This is a genomic window from Neisseria sp. P0021.S005 (genome assembly GCF_051956955.1).
Genome location: NZ_JBQCWY010000018.1, coordinates 1 through 19,601, shown reverse-complemented (window position 1 = coordinate 19,601; position 19,601 = coordinate 1). Strand labels below are relative to the sequence as shown.

At 49.0% G+C, this 19,601-nt stretch carries 15 protein-coding genes; 6 read left to right on the top strand and 9 right to left on the bottom strand.

Annotated features, from left to right (window positions below):
• Positions 1-535: GrxB family glutaredoxin (locus ACTHUE_RS02440; RefSeq protein WP_440423016.1), on the bottom strand; the 535-nt coding region annotated here is incomplete at its 3' end.
• A gap of 88 nt (positions 536-623) precedes the next feature.
• On the opposite strand from ACTHUE_RS02440, the gene ACTHUE_RS02435 reads away from it, so the two are divergent.
• From ACTHUE_RS02435 to putA, 4 genes are all read left to right on the top strand, one after another.
• A complete protein-coding gene (locus ACTHUE_RS02435; protein WP_070695305.1) occupies positions 624-2,837 on the top strand; it encodes a RelA/SpoT family protein in 2,214 nt (737 codons plus the stop codon).
• 198 nt (positions 2,838-3,035) lie between these two features.
• Positions 3,036-3,830 carry a formate/nitrite transporter family protein gene (locus ACTHUE_RS02430; RefSeq protein ID WP_004520655.1) on the top strand — a complete coding sequence of 265 codons (795 nt, stop codon included), beginning with the start codon at positions 3,036-3,038 and terminating at the stop codon, positions 3,828-3,830.
• A 452-nt stretch (positions 3,831-4,282) separates the two neighbouring features.
• On the top strand, positions 4,283-5,809 hold the full coding sequence (gene putP, locus ACTHUE_RS02425) for a sodium/proline symporter PutP (protein ID WP_049336262.1): 1,527 nt from the start codon (positions 4,283-4,285) through the stop codon (positions 5,807-5,809).
• 223 nt (positions 5,810-6,032) lie between these two features.
• The gene (putA, locus tag ACTHUE_RS02420) at positions 6,033-9,638 is read left to right on the top strand and encodes a bifunctional proline dehydrogenase/L-glutamate gamma-semialdehyde dehydrogenase PutA (RefSeq protein ID WP_049344640.1); all 3,606 of its coding nucleotides are present in this window, start codon (positions 6,033-6,035) and stop codon (positions 9,636-9,638) included.
• A gap of 57 nt (positions 9,639-9,695) precedes the next feature.
• On the opposite strand, the gene nth is transcribed toward putA, so the two are convergent.
• The 4 genes from nth to ACTHUE_RS02400 form a co-directional block, all read right to left on the bottom strand.
• Positions 9,696-10,325: an endonuclease III gene (gene nth / locus ACTHUE_RS02415; protein WP_049323145.1), complete on the bottom strand. Its 630-nt coding sequence runs from the start codon at positions 10,323-10,325 to the stop codon at positions 9,696-9,698.
• A gap of 136 nt (positions 10,326-10,461) precedes the next feature.
• Positions 10,462-11,841: a Na+/H+ antiporter NhaC gene (nhaC, locus tag ACTHUE_RS02410; RefSeq protein WP_039862424.1), complete on the bottom strand. Its 1,380-nt coding sequence runs from the start codon at positions 11,839-11,841 to the stop codon at positions 10,462-10,464.
• A gap of 180 nt (positions 11,842-12,021) precedes the next feature.
• Positions 12,022-12,645, bottom strand: a complete 624-nt coding sequence (locus ACTHUE_RS02405; protein WP_004520649.1) for an alpha/beta fold hydrolase — start codon at positions 12,643-12,645, stop codon at positions 12,022-12,024.
• A gap of 92 nt (positions 12,646-12,737) precedes the next feature.
• Positions 12,738-13,961: a sugar MFS transporter gene (locus ACTHUE_RS02400; RefSeq protein ID WP_004520648.1), complete on the bottom strand. Its 1,224-nt coding sequence runs from the start codon at positions 13,959-13,961 to the stop codon at positions 12,738-12,740.
• A 274-nt stretch (positions 13,962-14,235) separates the two neighbouring features.
• Between ACTHUE_RS02400 and ACTHUE_RS02395 the strand changes: the two genes are divergently transcribed.
• Positions 14,236-14,649, top strand: a complete 414-nt coding sequence (locus ACTHUE_RS02395; protein ID WP_004520647.1) for a YqaA family protein — start codon at positions 14,236-14,238, stop codon at positions 14,647-14,649.
• Positions 14,650-14,714: 65 nt separating this feature from the next.
• Here the strand turns inward: ACTHUE_RS02395 and ACTHUE_RS02390 are convergent, their stop codons facing one another.
• From ACTHUE_RS02390 to ACTHUE_RS02375, 4 genes are all read right to left on the bottom strand, one after another.
• Positions 14,715-15,908, bottom strand: coding sequence for an amino acid aminotransferase (locus tag ACTHUE_RS02390; protein WP_004520646.1), 1,194 nt, complete (start codon positions 15,906-15,908; stop codon positions 14,715-14,717).
• Between the two features lie 97 nt (positions 15,909-16,005).
• On the bottom strand, positions 16,006-16,656 hold the full coding sequence (locus ACTHUE_RS02385; protein WP_004520645.1) for an HAD family hydrolase: 651 nt from the start codon (positions 16,654-16,656) through the stop codon (positions 16,006-16,008).
• Positions 16,657-16,725: 69 nt separating this feature from the next.
• A complete protein-coding gene (locus ACTHUE_RS02380) occupies positions 16,726-17,670 on the bottom strand; it encodes a cation diffusion facilitator family transporter (RefSeq protein WP_070695303.1) in 945 nt (314 codons plus the stop codon).
• Between the two features lie 15 nt (positions 17,671-17,685).
• Positions 17,686-18,516 carry a ferritin-like domain-containing protein gene (locus ACTHUE_RS02375; RefSeq protein WP_070624822.1) on the bottom strand — a complete coding sequence of 277 codons (831 nt, stop codon included), beginning with the start codon at positions 18,514-18,516 and terminating at the stop codon, positions 17,686-17,688.
• A 289-nt stretch (positions 18,517-18,805) separates the two neighbouring features.
• Between ACTHUE_RS02375 and lolA the strand changes: the two genes are divergently transcribed.
• Entirely contained in the window at positions 18,806-19,426 is a 621-nt protein-coding gene (lolA, locus tag ACTHUE_RS02370; RefSeq protein WP_004520641.1) for an outer membrane lipoprotein chaperone LolA, read from the top strand.
• The last annotated feature ends 175 nt before the right edge of the window (positions 19,427-19,601 follow it).

Below are 19,601 nucleotides of genomic sequence, written 5' to 3'. Positions count from 1 at the left end.
CCAGCGCTTCCAGTTCTGCCAAGTCTTGATGCAGACGCTCCAGATATTGCGCCGTTTTGTTCAGATTAGTCTCGAAATTGCCGATACTTTTCTCTTTTTTGTCGATAAAGTATTTTTTCGCTTCATCAGTCTCAAATTCGGGCAGGCCGATTTTGACCATGCGCGGCTGTACCAATTTGTTATTGTATTCACCCACTTTGTCCAACCAAGCCTGTACTTCTGGACGAACTTCTTCTTTCAGACGGCCTTGATCGATGTAACGGACAATATCCAAACTCTCGCCCATAAACGAACCGTCTTCTTTTTGCAAAATCGGCACTTGTTTTGAACCAATCATGCCAATCGGCGTAGCTTCATCATCGTTTGCTAAGACGACCTCTTCCACCGCCACATCGCGCAAGCCGAAAATCATCCTTGCACGAACGCAAAACGGGCAATGGTCGTAAATATACAGTTTCATCAAAATACTCCTTAAAATTTCAAAACGGTTAACCATAACACCCAAGGCCGTCTGAAACAAGGCTTCCTGAAACATAGTGCCACCTTCGCATACAAATCTAGGGCTGCCGGCAATAAACTGTTACAATGGCAACGTTTTTATCAAAAAGAAAAAAACGCACGCCATGACCACTATTCGCCAAACGCCCCAAACATCGAGCGTAACGCTGGAAGGCCTCCTCGCATGGTTCGACAGCTATGTTGCCGCGCTGCCTGATCCCGATAAAAACCTGATTCAGACGGCCTTTGACCTGGCTAAAGAACATTATCCCGCCGATGCCCTAACGACTTACGGCGAGCCTTTAATGGAACATTTCCTCGGCTCGATGCAAATCGTCAGCGAACTCGACTTATTGCCCGATGCCGTGGCGGCTACGATTTTGTCCGACATCGGCAAATACGTTCCCACTTGGCAAGAATTGGTTGCCGAACGCTGCAACAGCACCGTTTGCGAGCTGGTCAAAGGCGTAGACGAAGTACAAAAACTGACCCAATTCGCCCGCGTGGATAGCCTTGCCACGCCGGAAGAACGCAGCCAACAAGCCGAAACCATGCGCAAAATGCTGTTGGCGATGGTTACCGACATCCGCGTCGTCCTGATCAAACTGGCGATGCGCACGCGCACCCTGCAATTCTTAAGCAACGTTCCCGACAATCCTGAAAAACGCGCCGTTGCCAAAGAAACCCTCGACATTTTTGCCCCGCTCGCCAACCGCTTGGGCGTGTGGCAACTCAAATGGCAGCTCGAAGACTTGGGCTTCCGTCATCAAGAGCCGGAAAAATACCGCGAAATCGCCCTACTTTTGGACGAAAAACGCACCGAGCGCCTCGAATACATCGAAAACTTCCTCAATATCCTGCGTACGGAACTGAAAAAATACAATATTCATTTTGAAGTTGCCGGAAGACCGAAGCACATCTACTCCATTTACAAAAAAATGGTGAAGAAAAAGCTCACTTTCGACGGCCTGTTCGACATCCGTGCCGTACGGATTTTGGTGGACACCATTCCCGAGTGTTACACCACCTTGGGCATTGTCCACAGCCTCTGGCAGCCGATTCCGGGCGAGTTCGACGACTATATCGCCAACCCAAAAGGCAACGGCTATAAAAGTTTGCACACTGTCATCGTCGGCCCGGAAGACAAAGGTGTGGAAGTCCAAATCCGCACCTTCGACATGCACCAATTCAACGAATTCGGTGTTGCCGCCCACTGGCGTTATAAAGAAGGTGGCAAGGGTGATTCCGCCTATGAACAGAAAATCGCTTGGTTGCGCCAACTCTTGGACTGGCGCGAAAACATGGCCGAAAGCGGCAAAGAAGACCTTGCCGCCGCTTTCAAAACCGAGCTGTTCAACGACACGATTTATGTTTTGACTCCGCACGGCAAAGTCCTCTCCCTGCCTACGGGCGCCACCCCCATCGACTTTGCCTATGCCCTGCACAGCAGCGTAGGCGACCGTTGCCGCGGCGCAAAAGTCGAAGGACAAATCGTGCCGCTGTCAACGCCGTTGGAAAACGGACAACGCGTTGAAATCATTACCGCCAAAGAGGGAAATCCTTCCGTCAACTGGCTCTACGAAGGCTGGGTCAAATCCAACCGCGCCATCAGCAAAATCCGTGCCTATATCCGCCAGCAAAATGCAGATACCGTGCGCGAAGAAGGCCGCGCCCAATTGGACAAACAGTTGTCAAAAATCTTCCCAAAACCCAATCTGCAAGCATTGGCGGAAAAACTCGGCTTCAAAAAAACCGACGAACTCTATACGGCCATCGGTCAGGGCGAAGTTTCCAACCGCGCCATCCACAAAGCCTGCGGCGCGCTGAATGAACCGCCTCCCGTGCCGATTGATGAAACCAATATCGTCAAGCAGTCCAAAATCAAAAAAGGCGGCAAAAATGGCATTTTGATTGACGGCGAAGACGGCCTGATGACCACGCTTGCCAAATGCTGCAAACCAGCACCTCCTGACGACATTATCGGTTTCGTTACACGCGACCGCGGTATTTCCGTCCATCGCTGCACCTGCCCTTCTTTCCGCCACCTCGCCGAGCAGGCTCCGGAAAAAGTGTTGAATGCAAGCTGGGCAGCCTTGCAAGAAGGACAAGTATTTGCCGTCGATGTCGAAATCCGCGCTCAAGACCGCTCCGGTTTGCTGCGCGACGTTTCGGATGCGCTGGCGCGTCATAAACTCAACGTTACCGCGGTGCAAACCCAATCGCGCGATTTGGAAGCCAGTATGCGCTTTACCCTTGAAGTCCGCCAAGTCAACGACCTGCCGCGCGTATTAGCCAGCTTGGGCGACATCAAAGGCGTTTTAAGCGTAACGCGCTTATAATTCCCATTCCCCCATCTAAAGGCCGTCTGAAAGTATTGCTTTCAGACGGCCTTTCACACATCGGCTGCCAATATATAACCTACGCTTCTATCCTTACAATCAGCCGTTATTTCCTGTTTGCCATATTCTCAGGCAAACTCGCCATCCGCATGATAAAGAAAGATATTTTTATTCTTATATTAACCTTAAGGAAACTTCATGGACACACGAGACCTGTTCCCTCATGAAATTTTGCAGGACGCCATCGGCAAAAGTTGCGCCAAATCTGAATTCAGCATCAAGATGTTGGTGATTTTGAGTTTCTTGGGCGGCGGTTATGTCGGCTTCGGTTATCTTGCCTGCCTGCGCGTCATCAGCGGCATTCCTGCCGAATGGAACGGTCTGGCCGCCCTGTTGGGCGCATCCGTGTTCCCTATCGCACTGATTTGTATCTTAATCGGCGGCGGCGAGTTGGCAACAGGCAATATGATGATTATGGCTTTGGGCAGATTAACCGGCCGTGTCAGCACCTACAAACTGGTACGCAACTGGCTCATTGTCAGCTTGGGCAATCTGGCAGGCGCCGTTGCCATGGCCTATTTCCTCGGCCACTACGTTGGCCTTGCCGAAGGACCGGCCGCAGCGAAAACCATTGCCATTGCCGAAGCTAAAGTCAATATGGACTTCGGCCGCGCATTCGTTTCTGCCATCGCATGTAACTGGATGGTGTGTATGGGCATCTGGTTTTACTTCGGCGCACGCCATACTTCAGGACGAATCTTAGCCATGTGGTTCCCTGTTATGATCTTCGTATTAATCGGCTTTCAACACTTTGTTGCCAATATGTTCATCATTCCGGCCGGCATTTGGGCGGGCGCAAACGTCAGCTGGGGTCAATTTTTCTACAATATGATTCCCGTTTTCTTAGGCAACGTCCTGGGCGGGTCATCCTTTGTCGCAGCCTCTTATCTCTTTGCTTACAAACACTTACTAAAAGACGATTTTTCTATTTAATGTAGTCTTTTTTTCTAAAAATCCCGTATTTGCCCGACACAGATACGGGGTTTCTGCACAAGGCCGTCTGAAAGTCCAAGTCGTTTAATTACTTTTTCTCTTTAATCCCCAAAAAACATCAGGAAAGATAGTTTCACACACTTTCCTTCGTCATCATCGGTAAAAATTTATATATTTTTATGTTTTTAAATGACTTAGCCAAAAGGCGGCATCAATTTCGAATAAAGGCTGAGTTCTTCGCTTTGCAAAAGCGACTTTTTACGGTATGCTGGTTTAAATTATTTACAATTTAATGCATTAAAATTTCGTATTTTATTGTATTTGAAAATAATTTATCCTGTCTCTCTCGCAAAAAACAGGATTTTTAAGCTGTATTTTTATTAGAAAAAAGTTTGGGTATGAATTGCTTGCAATTTCAAACCCGTTTTAAAAGTTAGATGAGGAATAAGTACATGAATCCCATGTATATCACTTTCGCGATCTATTTGGTCGCCGTATTACTGATCGGCCTCGCCGCCTATTTTTCAACACGAAACTTCGACGACTACATTCTCGGCGGCCGCAGCTTAGGTCCGTTCGTGACCGCGATGTCTGCCGGTGCTTCCGATATGTCAGGTTGGCTTTTGATGGGTTTGCCAGGTGCCATTTACCTGAGCGGTTTGAATGAAGCTTGGATTGCCATTGGTCTGATTGTGGGTGCATACCTCAACTGGCTCTTGGTTGCAGGCCGTTTGCGCGTGCATACCGAATACGCCAACAACGCACTGACGCTTCCTGATTACTTCTTCCACCGCTTCGGTGCCGGCGGTCACTTGATGAAAGTGGTTTCCGCACTGATTATCTTGTTCTTCTTCACTATTTACTGTGCTTCAGGCATCGTAGCCGGTGCTACCCTGTTCCAAAGCCTGTTCCACGGTATGTCTTACACTCAAGCCATGTGGCTGGGTGCCGGCGCGACCATCGCCTACACTTTCTTGGGCGGTTTCTTGGCAGTAAGCTGGACCGATACCCTGCAAGCTTCTTTGATGATTTTTGCATTGGTACTGACTCCTGTCATGGTGTACTTGGGTTTGGGCGGTGCTGATCAAATGAACGCTGCCATCCAACAAGTTGCCGCTTCTACCGGTAAAGAATACGGCAGCCTGTTTGCCGGTACTACTTTCATCGGCATTATCTCTACCGCCGCTTGGGGCTTGGGCTATTTCGGCCAACCACACATTTTGGCCCGTTTCATGGCTGCTGAAAGCGCTAAATCTCTGGTTTCTGCACGCCGTATCGGTATGACCTGGATGGTTCTGTGTATGGCCGGTGCCGTGGCTGTCGGCTACTTCGGTATCGCTTACTTCGGCGCCAACCCTGCCCACGTTGATGAAATGAACGGCAACCACGAACGTATCTTCATCGCTTTGGCTACCCTGCTCTTCAACCCTTGGATTGCCGGTATCATCTTGAGCGCGATTCTCGCCGCCGTAATGTCTACCCTGTCTTGCCAATTGTTGGTTTGCTCCAGCGCGATTACCGAAGACTTCTATAAAGGCTTCCTGCGTAAAAAAGCACAACAAGCTGAATTGGTATGGATTGGCCGTCTGATGGTATTGGCGATTGCCGTGATTTCCATCCTGATTGCTTCTGATCCTGAAAGCAAAGTATTAGGCTTGGTAGCTTACGCATGGGCTGGCTTTGGTGCCGCATTCGGCCCGGTCGTTATCCTGTCTGTACTGTGGAAACGCATTACTGCCTACGGCGCACTCTCCGGCATGATTGCAGGTGCACTGACTGTAGTAGTTTGGGCTGAGTGGATCAAAAAACCTGCTTTGGCCGCACAAGAAACAGGTTTCGCTACTGTCTATGAAATCGTCCCCGGCTTTATCATTTGCACACTCGTGATTGTTTTGGTGTCCCTGATCGACAAAAAACCTTCACGCGAATTGCAAGAACGTTTCGAAAAAGCAGACGCAGAATACCGCGCCTCTAAATAAGACGTTTTCAGACGGCCTGCATGATTCCGTGCAGGCCGTCTTTACGACATAAACTGTTTCAAAATAATCTGAGCCTTATCAGAAAAAACAGCAATTTATGCGGATGCATCTTGTATCCGCATCATAATTTTATTACGATATTACTATCCTTCAGAATGCTTGTTTTAGCAGTCTTAATTCAGGCCGTCTGAAACCATGAAAAAACCTTTGGAGAACATAAATAATGTTTAACTTCGCTTTTCCAACACAAACTCCTCTGCGTCAAGCTGTAACTGATGCCTACCGCCGCGATGAAATCGAGGCCGTTCAGGATATGTTGCAACGTGCACAGATGACCGACGAAGAACGCAATGCCGCCTCCGAGCTTGCCCGTCGTTTGGTTACTCAAGTCCGCTCCAGCCGCACCAAAGCAAGCGGCGTAGATGCCTTGATGCACGAGTTCTCTCTCTCCAGTGAAGAAGGTGTTGCACTGATGTGTCTGGCCGAAGCCCTGCTGCGTATTCCGGATAATGCAACCCGTGACCGCCTGATTGCCGACAAAATCTCTGAAGGCAACTGGAAAAGCCACTTGAACAATAGCCCTTCCCTCTTCGTTAACGCGGCTGCATGGGGTCTGCTGATTACCGGCAAACTGACCGCGACAAACGACAAACAGATGAGTTCCGCATTAAGCCGTCTGATCAGCAAAGGTGGCGCACCTCTGATCCGTCAAGGTGTGAACTACGCCATGCGCCTGTTGGGCAAACAGTTCGTAACCGGCCAAACCATTGAAGAAGCGCTGCAAAACGGTAAAGAGCGCGAGAAAATGGGTTACCGCTTCTCTTTTGATATGTTGGGTGAAGCCGCATACACCGAAGAAGATGCCAACCGCTACTACAACGACTACGTTCAAGCCATTCACGCCATCGGTAAAGATGCCGCAGGCCAAGGCGTTTACGAAGGCAACGGTATCTCCGTTAAACTTTCCGCCATCCACCCACGCTATTCACGCGCCCAACACGAACGCGTTATGAGCGAATTGTTGCCACGCCTGAAAGAATTGTTCCTTTTGGGTAAAAAATACGATATCGGTATCAACATCGATGCCGAAGAAGCCAACCGTCTCGAATTGTCTTTGGACTTGATGGAAGCTTTGGTTTCCGATCCTGACTTGGCCGGCTACAAAGGTATCGGTTTCGTTGTTCAAGCCTACCAAAAACGTTGCCCGTTCGTTATCGACTATCTGATCGACCTGGCACGCCGCAACAACCAAAAACTGATGATCCGTTTGGTTAAAGGTGCATACTGGGACAGCGAAGTGAAATGGGCTCAAGTAGACGGCATGGAAGGCTATCCGACTTACACCCGTAAAGTCCATACCGACATCTCCTATCTCGCCTGCGCACGCAAACTCTTGGATGCGCAAGATGCCGTGTTCCCACAATTTGCCACCCACAACGCCTACACTTTGGGCGCAATCTACCAAATGGGTAAAGGCAAAGACTTTGAACACCAATGTCTGCACGGCATGGGCGAAACCCTGTACGACCAAGTGGTCGGCCCGCAAAACTTAGGCCGTCGCGTACGCGTGTATGCCCCGGTCGGCACACACGAAACCCTGCTTGCCTACTTGGTACGCCGTCTGTTGGAAAACGGGGCGAACTCTTCTTTCGTGAACCAAATCGTTGACGAAAACATCAGCATCGACCGCCTGATTAAGAGCCCGTTCGACACCATCGCCGAACAAGGCATCCACCTGCATCCGGCATTGCCTCTGCCGCGCGATTTGTATGGCAAAGGCCGTCTGAACTCCCAAGGCGTCGATTTCAGCAACGAAAACGTATTGCAAAACCTGCAAGAAAAACTCAACCAAGCTTCTTCCGAAGACTTCCACGCCGCGTCTATCGTTAATGGCGAAGCGCGTAACGTGGGCGAAGCGCAACCCGTCCGCAACCCTGCAGACCACAACGATGTTGTCGGCACTGTCAGCTTTGCCGATGCGGCATTGGCTCAAGAAGCTATTGGTGCAGCCGTTGCCGCCCTGCCTGAGTGGAGCGCCAAACCTGCTTCAGAACGCGCCAACTGCCTGCGCCGTTTTGCCGATTTGTTGGAACAACACACGCCTGCATTGATGATGCTGGCCGTCCGCGAAGCCGGTAAAACCCTGAACAACGCCGTTGCCGAAGTACGCGAAGCCGTTGACTTCTGCCGCTACTATGCCAACGAAGCTGAGAACACCCTGCCTAAAGATGCCAAAGCCGTCGGCGCAATCGTTGCCATCAGTCCATGGAACTTCCCATTGGCCATCTTTACCGGCGAAGTGGTTTCTGCATTGGCAGCCGGTAACACCGTTATTGCCAAACCTGCCGAACAAACCAGCCTGATTGCTACTTACGCCGTTTCCCTGATGCATCAAGCCGGTATTCCGACTTCTGCACTGCAACTCGTACTCGGCGCAGGCGATGTCGGCTCTGCCCTGACCGGCGATGCCCGCATCGGCGGCGTGATCTTTACCGGTTCTACCGAAGTAGCGCGCCTGATCAACAAAGCCCTGTCCAAACGCGACGACAGCCCTGTCCTGATTGCCGAGACCGGCGGTCAAAACGCGATGATCGTGGACTCTACCGCCCTGCCGGAACAAGTCTGCCTCGACGTATTGAATTCTGCCTTCGACAGCGCGGGCCAACGTTGTTCCGCCCTGCGTATCTTGTGTGTTCAAGAAGATGTTGCCGATAAAATGGTCAACATCATCAAAGGTGCAATGGACGAATTGGTTGTCGGCAAACCGACCCAACTGACCACAGACATTGGCCCTGTCATCGATGCTGAAGCCCAACAAAACCTGTTGGCCCACATCAACAAAATGAAAGGCGTAGCAAAGGCTTACCACGAAATCAAAACTGCCGCCGACGTTGATGACAACAACTCTACCTTCGTTCGTCCAATCCTGTTTGAATTGAATAACCTGAACGAGTTGCAACGCGAAGTGTTCGGTCCTGTACTGCACGTTGTCCGCTACCGCGCCAGCGAATTGGATCAACTCATTGACCAAATCAACGCCAAAGGCTATGCTCTGACCAGCGGTGTACACAGCCGTATCGAAGGCACTGTTGACCATATCCGCGACCGCATCGAAGCTGGTAACATCTACGTTAACCGCAACATCGTTGGTGCTGTTGTCGGCGTACAACCTTTCGGCGGTCACGGCTTGTCCGGTACCGGTCCAAAAGCAGGCGGTTCATTCTATCTGCAACGCCTGGTTCGTACTCCTGAATGGGTTGCCCCAACCCTCAGCCGAATCGGCCAAGCAGACGAAGACGCGCTCAAACGTTTGGAAACCCTGGTTCACAAACTGCCGTTTAACGCAGAAGAGAAAAAAGCCGCAGCCGCAGCTTTGGGTCACGCACGCGTCCGTACCCTGCGCAAAGCCGAAACCGTATTGGTCGGCCCGACCGGCGAACGCAACTCATTGAGCTGGCGCTCTCCAGAACGTGTTTGGGTACATGGCGGCAATCTGCTGCAAGCCTTCTCTGCCCTGACCGAGCTGGCAGCCGCAGGCATCCAAACCGTTGTTGAGCCAAACAGCCCACTGGCTTCCTACTCAGCCGATTTGGACGGTTTGTTGCAAGTCAACAGCAAACCCGAAAACGCAGGCATCAGCCATGTTGCCGCTATCGAGCCTTTGAGCAGCGAGCGCAAACAAGAGTTGGCCGGCCGCGACGGTGCGCTCATCCGCATCCTGCCTTCTGAACAAGGTCTGGATATCCTGCAAGTATTTGAAGAAATCTCTTGCAGTATCAATACTACCGCTGCCGGTGGTAACGCCAGCCTGATGGCAGTTGCCGACTAATCGTAGCCAAATCAAAGGCCGTCTGAAATTCAGACGGCCTTTTTTATGTTTTTTTATTTACATTTTTGCCGGATATTCGCACAAATCGTTAATCAAACATTTGCTGCATTGCGGTTTCAAAGCCTTACACGTATAGCGGCCATGCAAAATCAACCAGTGATGGGCATCCATCAAAAATTCTTTGGGAATAAAGCGCATCAGCTTGTCTTCAACTTCACGCACATCCTTGCCCGGCGCGATTTTGGTGCGGTTGGCCACACGGAAAATATGGGTATCGACCGCCATAACAGGTTGCCCGAATGCAGTATTCAACACCACATTGGCTGTTTTACGGCCAACACCGGGCAAAGATTCCAAAGCCTCTCGGTCGGCAGGTACTTCACCGTTATATTTCTCCAGCAAAATACGGCAAGTCTGCATGATGTGTTTGGACTTGGTTTTGTAGAGGCCTATGGTTTTGGTGTATTCCATCACGCCGTCCAGCCCCAAATCCAACATAGCTTGCGGCGTATTGGCAACGGGAAAGAGTTTGGCAGTCGCTTTGTTCACGCCGACATCAGTTGCTTGTGCAGACAATAAAACGGCGATAAGCAGCTCAAATGGCGAGCTGAAATTCAACTCGGTAGTCGGATGAGGATTGGCAGCGCGGAAACGCTCGAAAATTTCTTGGCGGATTTGTTTGTTCATTGTTTGGATTATTTTTTTATTGGCGCAGCAATTATAGTGAAATCATGTTGATACGGCTACTTTAAGTAAACAAGGCCGTCTGAAGTTGTTTTCAGACGGCCTTGTTTTATAAAAGCATTGCTATTTTAAATGCTGTTTACTTCTTACTCAAAGTCAGTCCTGTCCAGCCAAACACCAGCGTCAGAGCCAAGCTCAAGTAGCAGAAGAAGGCGTAAGGCAGATATTCCCAAACGGGCACACCCAAGGCATGGCTGATAAATACGCCGCAGACGCTCCAAGGCACCAACGGGTTGATGACAGTACCCGCATCTTCAAGCGTACGGGCAAGGTTGCGCGAATGCAGACCAAGCTTGTCATAAACCGGCTTAAAGGTTTCGCCGGAAAGCAGAATACTCAAATATTGCTCGCCAATCAGGAAGTTAACACCAACCGATGTCATGGCCACGCTGAAAGTAGCGCGTCCGGCATTGGTCAGGAACGCACGAATGGCCTCCAACAAAGACGGAATCACACCGATGCTAAACAACAGGCCGCCCAAGCTCATGCCGAGTATCACAATAGTTTGCGTAAAGAACATGCTTTCCAAGCCGCCGCGAGAAATCAAACGGGCAATGTCTTTAAATGCTTCGCCTTCGAGTTTGTATCCGCCGTAAAACCACGCGCCCAGCTGTTTCAAATCAGGCGTACTATGGAAGTAAGTCACAATCAGCGCCACCACAACGGTAAACAACATGGCCACAATGGCATTGACGCGCATCAGGGCGAGGACAACCAGCAAGGCAAACGGAATCAGCGAATAGGCATGCACCAAACCGGTTGCTTCCAATTGCGCGCGGAAAGCTTCGACGCTGTTCATATCATGCGCGGCAACATTAGGCAAGAGCCACAACATCAATGCTGCACTGATCAACCACGCAGGCACAGTGGTGTACATCATGTTTTTGATGTGTTCGAACAAATCAATGCCGACAATCGAAGCGGAAATACCGGTCGTATCGGAAAGCGGCGACATTTTATCGCCAAAGAACGCACCCGACACAATCGCACCTGCCGTCATCGCCATATCGGCATGAAACGCAGCCGCCATACCCATAAATGCCACGCCGACAGTTGCACAAGTCGTCAAACTACTGCCGATGGAAATACCGATGACCGAGCAAAGCGCAAACGCCGAGAAATAAAAATAAGTCGGCGAAATCAATCCGAAACCGTAATACATCAGCGTCGGAATCGCACCACTCATCATCAGCGCGCTGACCATCAGGCCGATAAAGAAAAACAGATAAATCGCGCCCATGCCCTGCCCGACCGCGCCGATCATACCGTTTTGCATGTCTTGATATTTCAAGCCACGCATCAAACCGTACAAAAGCAAGACCACGATCGCCGTCACAATCGACATATGCGGCAGCCATTCAAGCGAAATAATCGTATAACCCATTGCTGCCACCAAAGCTAAGGCCACCGCAATGGCCTCAAAGCGCGGCATATTAAGTAAGGATTTGAAAGCAAACATTGTTCTTTGCCTTTTAAATAAGTACTTAACAGATTTTAGCATAACAGGCCGTCTGAAACCCGATTCTCAGACGGCCTGCCTGTTATTTTATAAAAACAGCTCCAGTAAAACTGCGACACTTTCTTTAAAATATATTAAATTATTAACATTAAATACTTTTAAATTAGAATAAATGAAATTTTATTGCTTTTTAAAACGTCCATCATGCAAAAATGCCACCACTTGCTCGACCGTTTTACGGTTAAACAACATACCGCTATGGCTGACAGGCAAAACGACATGATCACGCATATTCGGACAATGCGTTTCGCTGACCAAAACCGTACCATCATGTTCACCATGCAAACCTAAAACACGGCCCAGCCCATACGGTTTATTGCCGGCGATACTGCCCAACTCAACGCATTCTGGCAATTCAGGCATACTGCCGTCCAAAGCGCCTTTATACGAGCCGCCCAATACCGGCTTTTGCAAACCCAAATTGAGCACACGTTGCGCAGCCCGGCTGCCTTGGTGCGGCGTACCCATAGTAACGATACGGCCGCTGACTTTATTCGGATATGCAGCCGCAAAATTGCGTAAGACCAACCCGCCCAAACTATGGCCGACAAAGTGCAGTGTTTCATCAGCATGGTTCTCATCAATCCATCGCGCCAAATCTTCAACATGTCGGTTCATCGAATGCAAAACACTGTAATAATCGAACAGCGCAACTTCAAAACCTTCTTGTTCCAGCAAATACGCCAGCGGTTTCATTACCCATGAATGCATGTGCAAGCCATGCAGCAAAATGATTTTGGCCATTTTTTCCTCCTGTCATTTAAATCATTATGCCACAAAGTAAAAAGGCCGTCTGAAATCCCATAAGGTTTCAGACGGCCTTTTATCATGATGGATTATTCGTCAGCTTTATAGCCTTTTATAGCAAAGAAGACGATGTATACATAACAAATCGCCGATACAACGAAAGAAATCATCAGGCCGTAAGTATCTGCAGCCCAACCTTGTACCACAGGCACAACCGCACCGCCGACAATCGCAGTACACAATACGCCGGAAGCGCTGCTGGTAAATCGACCCAGACCTTTGGTTGCCAAAGAGAAAATGGTTGGGAACATGATGGAGTTGAAGAAGCCGATAGCCAACAATGCCCACATCGCAATATCCGCACTGGCTTTACCTGCCAACATAGCAACGCCCAACAAGGCAACAGCAGCAGTAGCGTTAAATGCCAAATAGCGGTTAGGCGCAATTTTCGCCATGATGGCAGAGCCTAAGAAACGGCCGACCATCGCGCCGCCCCAGTAGAACGACAAATATTTCGCGGCAGATGCGTGGTCCAAACCTTTCAGATAGCCCAACACGCTGACCAATAAAGAACCGATGGATACTTCCGCACCGACATAACAGAAAATACCGGCCGCACCAAAAACCAAATGACGGTATTGCCATACGCTGTGTTTGCCATCATGGTTGTGTTCGCTCTCTTCTTCAGCAATTTTGTTTGCGTCAGGCAGACGAATCATTTTGACGAATACAGCCAAAATAATCAGCAGACCGGCCAAACCTAAATATGGAATTTGAACAGAAGAAATTTGCTCGGCTTTGCTGACAGTTTGTGTCGCATCAGCCAAAATCAGGAATGCGCCGATTTGCGGAGCAATGGTCGTACCCAAAGAGTTAAATGCCTGAACCAAAGTCAGTGTTGCAGATTCTTTACCCGGTTTGGACAGCAAAGTCACATAAGGGTTACCCGCCACTTGCAACAGTGTTACACCTGAAGCCAAAATAAACAATGCACCCAAAAAAGTTGCATAAGAATGACTGCCAGCAGCAGGATAAAAGAGTAGACAGCCGATGGCAGTCAATACGAAGCCGCTAATCACGCCGTTTTTATAGCCGATTTTGCCGACCAAATAGCCCATCGGGATCGACATAATCGCATAAGCGGTAAAGAAACAGAATTGAATCAGCATCGCCTGAACATAAGTTAGGTCGAAAATATCTTTCAAATGCGGAATCAAAATATCATTCATGCAGGTAATGAAACCCATCATGAAAAAGAGTGTGGTTAGGACAACCAGCGCAGGAGTATGATTTTGTTGTGAATGCGCAGACATGATTTGCCTTTCGTTTTGTTAAGATTTGCTGGAAAAATGAGCTTAAATCAGTTCATTAAACTTAACACCCATTAACAGCCGCCCGTATCATACTGATAATCCGTCACTTTGAAAACTATTTTCTAACAGCCGACTACATTATCCTTCAGACGTTTAATTTTAAAAATTTCAATAATATTGGATTTATCTTTTATTAGATTAAAAAATAAAGGCATAATCCTCTTACTAAGCCTATTATTTCTTTTTTACAATATCACTTGATGTAACTCAAAACATGCCACCTCTTTACGCTTACCTTGCCCTGATTGCTTCTGCCTTCACTTCAGCCACACTACTTCCGGGTACATCCGAGGCGGCATACGCCGCATTTGTGTACCAATATCCGCAACATGCCCTCGGCGCATGTTTGTGTGCCGGTTTGGCGAATGGCTTGGGCAGTATGGTTTCGTATTACATGGGCAGAATGTTTCCGGCCAAGAAAAGGCCGTCTGAAAAAGTATTGGCGCGTATACAAAGATGGGGAATTTGGCCGCTATTATTTGCATGGTTGCCGATTATCGGCGATGCCCTCCCCCTTGCCACAGGCTGGCTCAGGCTTAATGCTTTGCATTGCGCCATCATTCTGATTGCAGGCAAACTGCTGCGCTATGCCATGATTTATTGGGGAATGAACATAGTTGCCGGATAAGTTTCCACAGTCAAAAATAAAGGCCGTCTGAATGATTCAGACGGCCTTTGCCTTTAATTCGACAATTACAAGACTTTCACAATACTTTCGCACAGGTAGTCGATATTGTCATCGGTAATGCCTGCAACATTAATGCGGCCGGAACGGACGGCATAAATGGCAAACTCGTTTTTCAAACGGTCAACTTGTTCGGGAGTCAAGCCGCTGAAAGAGAACATACCGTTTTGTTCGATAATGAAATCAAAGTCTTGGGTTGCACCTTTGGCCTTGAGCAACTCAACAAATTTTTGGCGCATGGCTTTGATGCGGCCGCGCATTTCATCAAGTTCGGCAATCCATTGTGCTTTCAAATCATCATTTTTCAACACCAGCGCAATGGTGTTCGCACCGTGTGAAGCTGGGTTGGAATACAAGGTACGGATGATGGTTTTGACTTGGCTGTGGGCGCGGGCTGCAGTTTCTTCATCTTCGGCCACCAAAGTGAACGCGCCGACGCGCTCGTTGTACATACCGAAGTTTTTGGAATAAGAACTGGCAATCAGCAATTCTGTATTGTGTTTCAAGAACACGCGCAAGCCGTAGGCATCTTCTTCCAAGCCATTGCCGAAGCCTTGGTAGGCAAAGTCAAACAGTGGCAACCAGCCTTTTTCGGCAGAAAGTTTTGCCAAAGTTTCCCATTGTTCGGGCGTAGGGTCGATGCCGGTAGGGTTGTGGCAGCAGCCGTGCAGCAGGACGATGTCGCCTTTTTGCGCTTGGCTCAAGTCTTCAATCATGCCATCCCAATCCAAACCGTGTTTGGCGGCATCATAGTAACGATACGGTTTGTCTTGGATACCGACCGCTTTGGCGATGGCGTTGTGGTTAGGCCAAGTCGGATTGGAAATCCAGATGGTTTGCGCGTTCAACTGGCGTTTGACAAATTCGGCCGCAATGCGCAATGCACCTGTACCGCCAAGGCTTTGCGCTGTTTTGGCGCGACGGCTGGCAATGATTTCGTGGTCTTTACCAAATAACAGGATTTGGGTTTGCTCGTTGTAATCGGCAACGCCGTCGATGGTCAGGTAATTTTTAGTTGTCTCGCTTTCCAACAGGCGTTTTTCAGCCTCTTTGACGGCTTTGACAATAGGCGTTGCGCCGGATGCGTCTTTGTACACGCCGATACCGAGATTGACTTTTTCGGGACGGGTTTCGGCTTTAAACGCTTCGCCCAAACCTAAAATCGGATCAGCAGGAGCTGCTTCGATATGCTTGAAGAACATGATTTTTCTCTTTACAAGTGTAAAACGGTTGAAAAAATACAAATTTGTGTAATTTTACGCCGTTTCAGGCCGTCTGAAAACGGATTATTACAGGGTTTTAACGCAAGATTGCCAACAAATCCAAAGGTGTGGCAATACGGAAATCGGCGAACCAGTTTTCGGTTTGGTCTTCGGCAGAAATATAACCCCAATCGGCAAGCACGGTTATCATTCCTGCATTTTTGCCTGCCTGCATATCGCGCTCGGCATCGCCGACATAAAAACATCGCTGCGCCTCAACGCCAATCTGTTCGCACGCATAAAACATAGGCTTCACGCTGGGCTTGGGTTCATCGCAGGTATCGCCGCTGACAATGACGGCGGGAGGCGCGGCAAACCCGAGCTTAGGCACGAGGACATCGGTAAAACGCATGGGCTTGTTGGTAATAATGCCCCATTGGATACCGCGTTGAACTAAGGCTTCCAACATTTCGTTTACGCCGTCGAACAAAATGGTTTGATCGGCATAACAGCGGCTGTATTCATCCAAAAACTCTTTACGCCATTGCATATAGTCCGGATGGTCGGGCGTAATGCCTGCACCAAGTTTGAGCAAACCGCTCGCACCGTGGCTGGCCTGCGGACGGATTTCATCCATGCTTTTTTCTGGCAAACCGTGTCGGCGCAATACCGTGTTGAGCGCACCACCCAAATCAAGTGCGGTATCGGCAAGCGTGCCGTCAAGGTCGAATAATACGGCTTGGGTCATAAGTATTCCTTTGATGATTTTAGAAGGCCGTCTGAACAATCCAACAAGTTTCAGACGGCCTGAATATGGTTAATGGTGATGGTGTTCGTGCATTTCCTGCGAACACAAAACTTCATCTTTATGCGGATGCTGTTCGCTTTCAATCTGAATCGTACAATGCCCGATGTTATGATGCGCCAATTCATGTTCGATGCGGTAGGCGATTTGTTCGGACTCTGCAACCGTCATGTTGCCATCTACGACAATATGGCAGGATAAAACGTGGATATTGCTGGTAATCGTCCAAACATGCAAGTCGTGAACGGATTTTACGCCCTCCATATTGCGGATAACGCTGAGCAACTCATCGGTATGGATGTTTTCCGGCGCGCCTTCCATCAAAATGTGCAAAGTCTGTTTAAACAGCTTCCAGCCGCTGCACCCTACCAAAGCCGCCACCAATACGCTGGCAACCGTATCCGCCCATTGCCAGCCATACGCCATCATCAGTACCGCTGCGACAATCGCCCCTATCGAGCCGAACAAATCGCTGATTACGTGCAGATACGCGCCGCGCATATTGACGTTTTCTTCGGTATCGCCATTCTTCAACATATAAACGGCGACGCCGATGTTGACCAGCAAACCGATGATACTGACCACCAACATGCCGCCCGTCAAAATTTCCGGCGGATAAAACAATCGTTTGACTGCTTCATAAAAAATCATCGCCGCAATCAACACCAGCGATAATCCGTTAAACATCGCCGTCAAAATTTCAAAACGCTTGTAACCGAATGTCTTTTGCAGCGTGGTCTGTTTCTCGCCAAGTTTGAATGCCGACAATGCTACGCCCAGCGAAAACGCATCGCTGAACATATGCCCCGCATCGGAAAGCAGGGCCAAAGAGTTGGTCAGCCAACCGCCGACCGCCTCAACCAGCATAAATCCGATAATAACGAAAAATGAAATGCGCAATACCTGCTTGTTGGCGGTATGCGTGTGCGCGTGCGAATGATCGTGATGATGTGCCATAATGATTTTACCGTTTCAGACGGCCTTTTTATCCTGTTTCAAACTTTTCTCAAAATCTTCCAACATATCCAACTCAAAACGGCTGAATCCCGCGCGTTCCCGTGCTTCGATATTGACGTAACCGCGGAAGATAAACATATCGTAACGCGCAATCAGGCTGCGGAACAAGGCAACCGGTTCCAAACCGCGCTCACGGCAAAGATGCTGATACCAATGATTGCCGATGGCGACATGCCCTACTTCATCGCGATAAATAATATCCAACACATCGCAGGTTTCCACATCGCCGCGCTGTGCCACTTTTGCACGAATACCCGGCGTGACATCCAAACCGCGCGCTTCCAACACCCGCGGTACCAAAGCCATGCGCAACAAAGGATCGTAAGCAGTTTTATATGCCATATCCCACAAATGCCCGTGCGCTTCAAAATCGCCGTAATCGTAGCCCAAGCTGTTCAGACGGCCACGCATCAAGCCGAAGTGAAACACTTCTTCTTTCGCCACCCTTACCCAATCGCGTACAAACTGAAACGGCATATTGCGAAAACGATACGCCGCATCCAAAGCCAGATTAATCGCATTAAATTCAATGTGCGCAATCGCATGCAACATGGCCGCATAGCCTTCGACCGTATTCATCTTGCGCGGCGTAACCTCCGAAGGCGCAACTAAACGCGGACGCAACGGATGTCCGGCAAAACGGCAATCCACGGGTTTCGACTCCTCAACCGTCAAACCTTCCGCCTCGCCCAACTGCGCAAACAAGGTCTGCGTCAACCTTCCCTTTTCATCCGGATTGTCCGACAGCAAAGCCTGTTCCAATAAAGGATAAGGATTCAGATACATACAAAACCATTGTTTTAAAAAGACAAATATTATAACCGTTTTAAAAAGCAAACAGAAAGACTATAATTTCAAGCTTTCCGTAAAATGACATTAAATACCACACCAAGCCCTTATGCGTTTCATTAAAAAAACGTCAAAACCAAATGCAGGCCATCTGAAGAAATGAAATTATTTCAGTCACTTGATTGGATTTTTCATATTTACACAAATTAAACCCTCCATTCAACCCCTTGTCTGTTACACCATAACGTCTATACTGAACCCATCTCTCCGAACAAGGAACCAAAACATGAAAACTACCCGACTGTTCACCCTGACCGCTGCCGCGCTGCTTTCTTCAGCTATCGGCTTTGCACAAGCCGACGCAGTGGACGCCCTGAAAAAATTCAATAATGACGCCGACGGTATCAGCGGCAACTTCAGCCAAACCGTTCACAGCAAAAAGAAAACCCAAACCACACACGGTACATTCAAAATCCTGCGCCCTGGCTTGTTCAAATGGGAGTACACCAAACCCTACAAACAAACCATCGTCGGCGACGGCAAAACCATTTGGCTCTATGACGTAGATTTGGCACAAGTAACCAAGTCCTCACAAGACCAAACCATCGGCGACAGCCCTGCCGCCATCCTCTCCAACAAAACGGCATTGGACAGCAGCTACACGCTGAAAGAAGACGGTTCTGCCAACGGTATCGACTACGTTTTGGCTACACCTAAGAAAAACAACGCCGGCTATCAATACATCCGCATCGGCTTCAAAGGCGACAACCTCGCCGCCATGCAGCTGAAAGACAGCTTCGGCAACCAAACCAGCATCAGCTTCAGCGGCTTGAACACCAAGCCTAACCTTTCCAGCGGTATGTTCAAATTTACCCCTCCTAAAGGCGTTGATGTCTTGAGCAACTAAGCTTCTAATGAAACACAAAGGCCGTCTGAACAACAGACGGCCTTTTATAACAGACGGCCTTTTATTTAGTTCAATTCAAAATCAAACACACTGTTACTTTTGACCTTGAATGGCCGCGGCAATTTTTTCTGCGCCTTTTTTCGCCCAGTCTGCCTGCTTGGCTTCCACCATCACG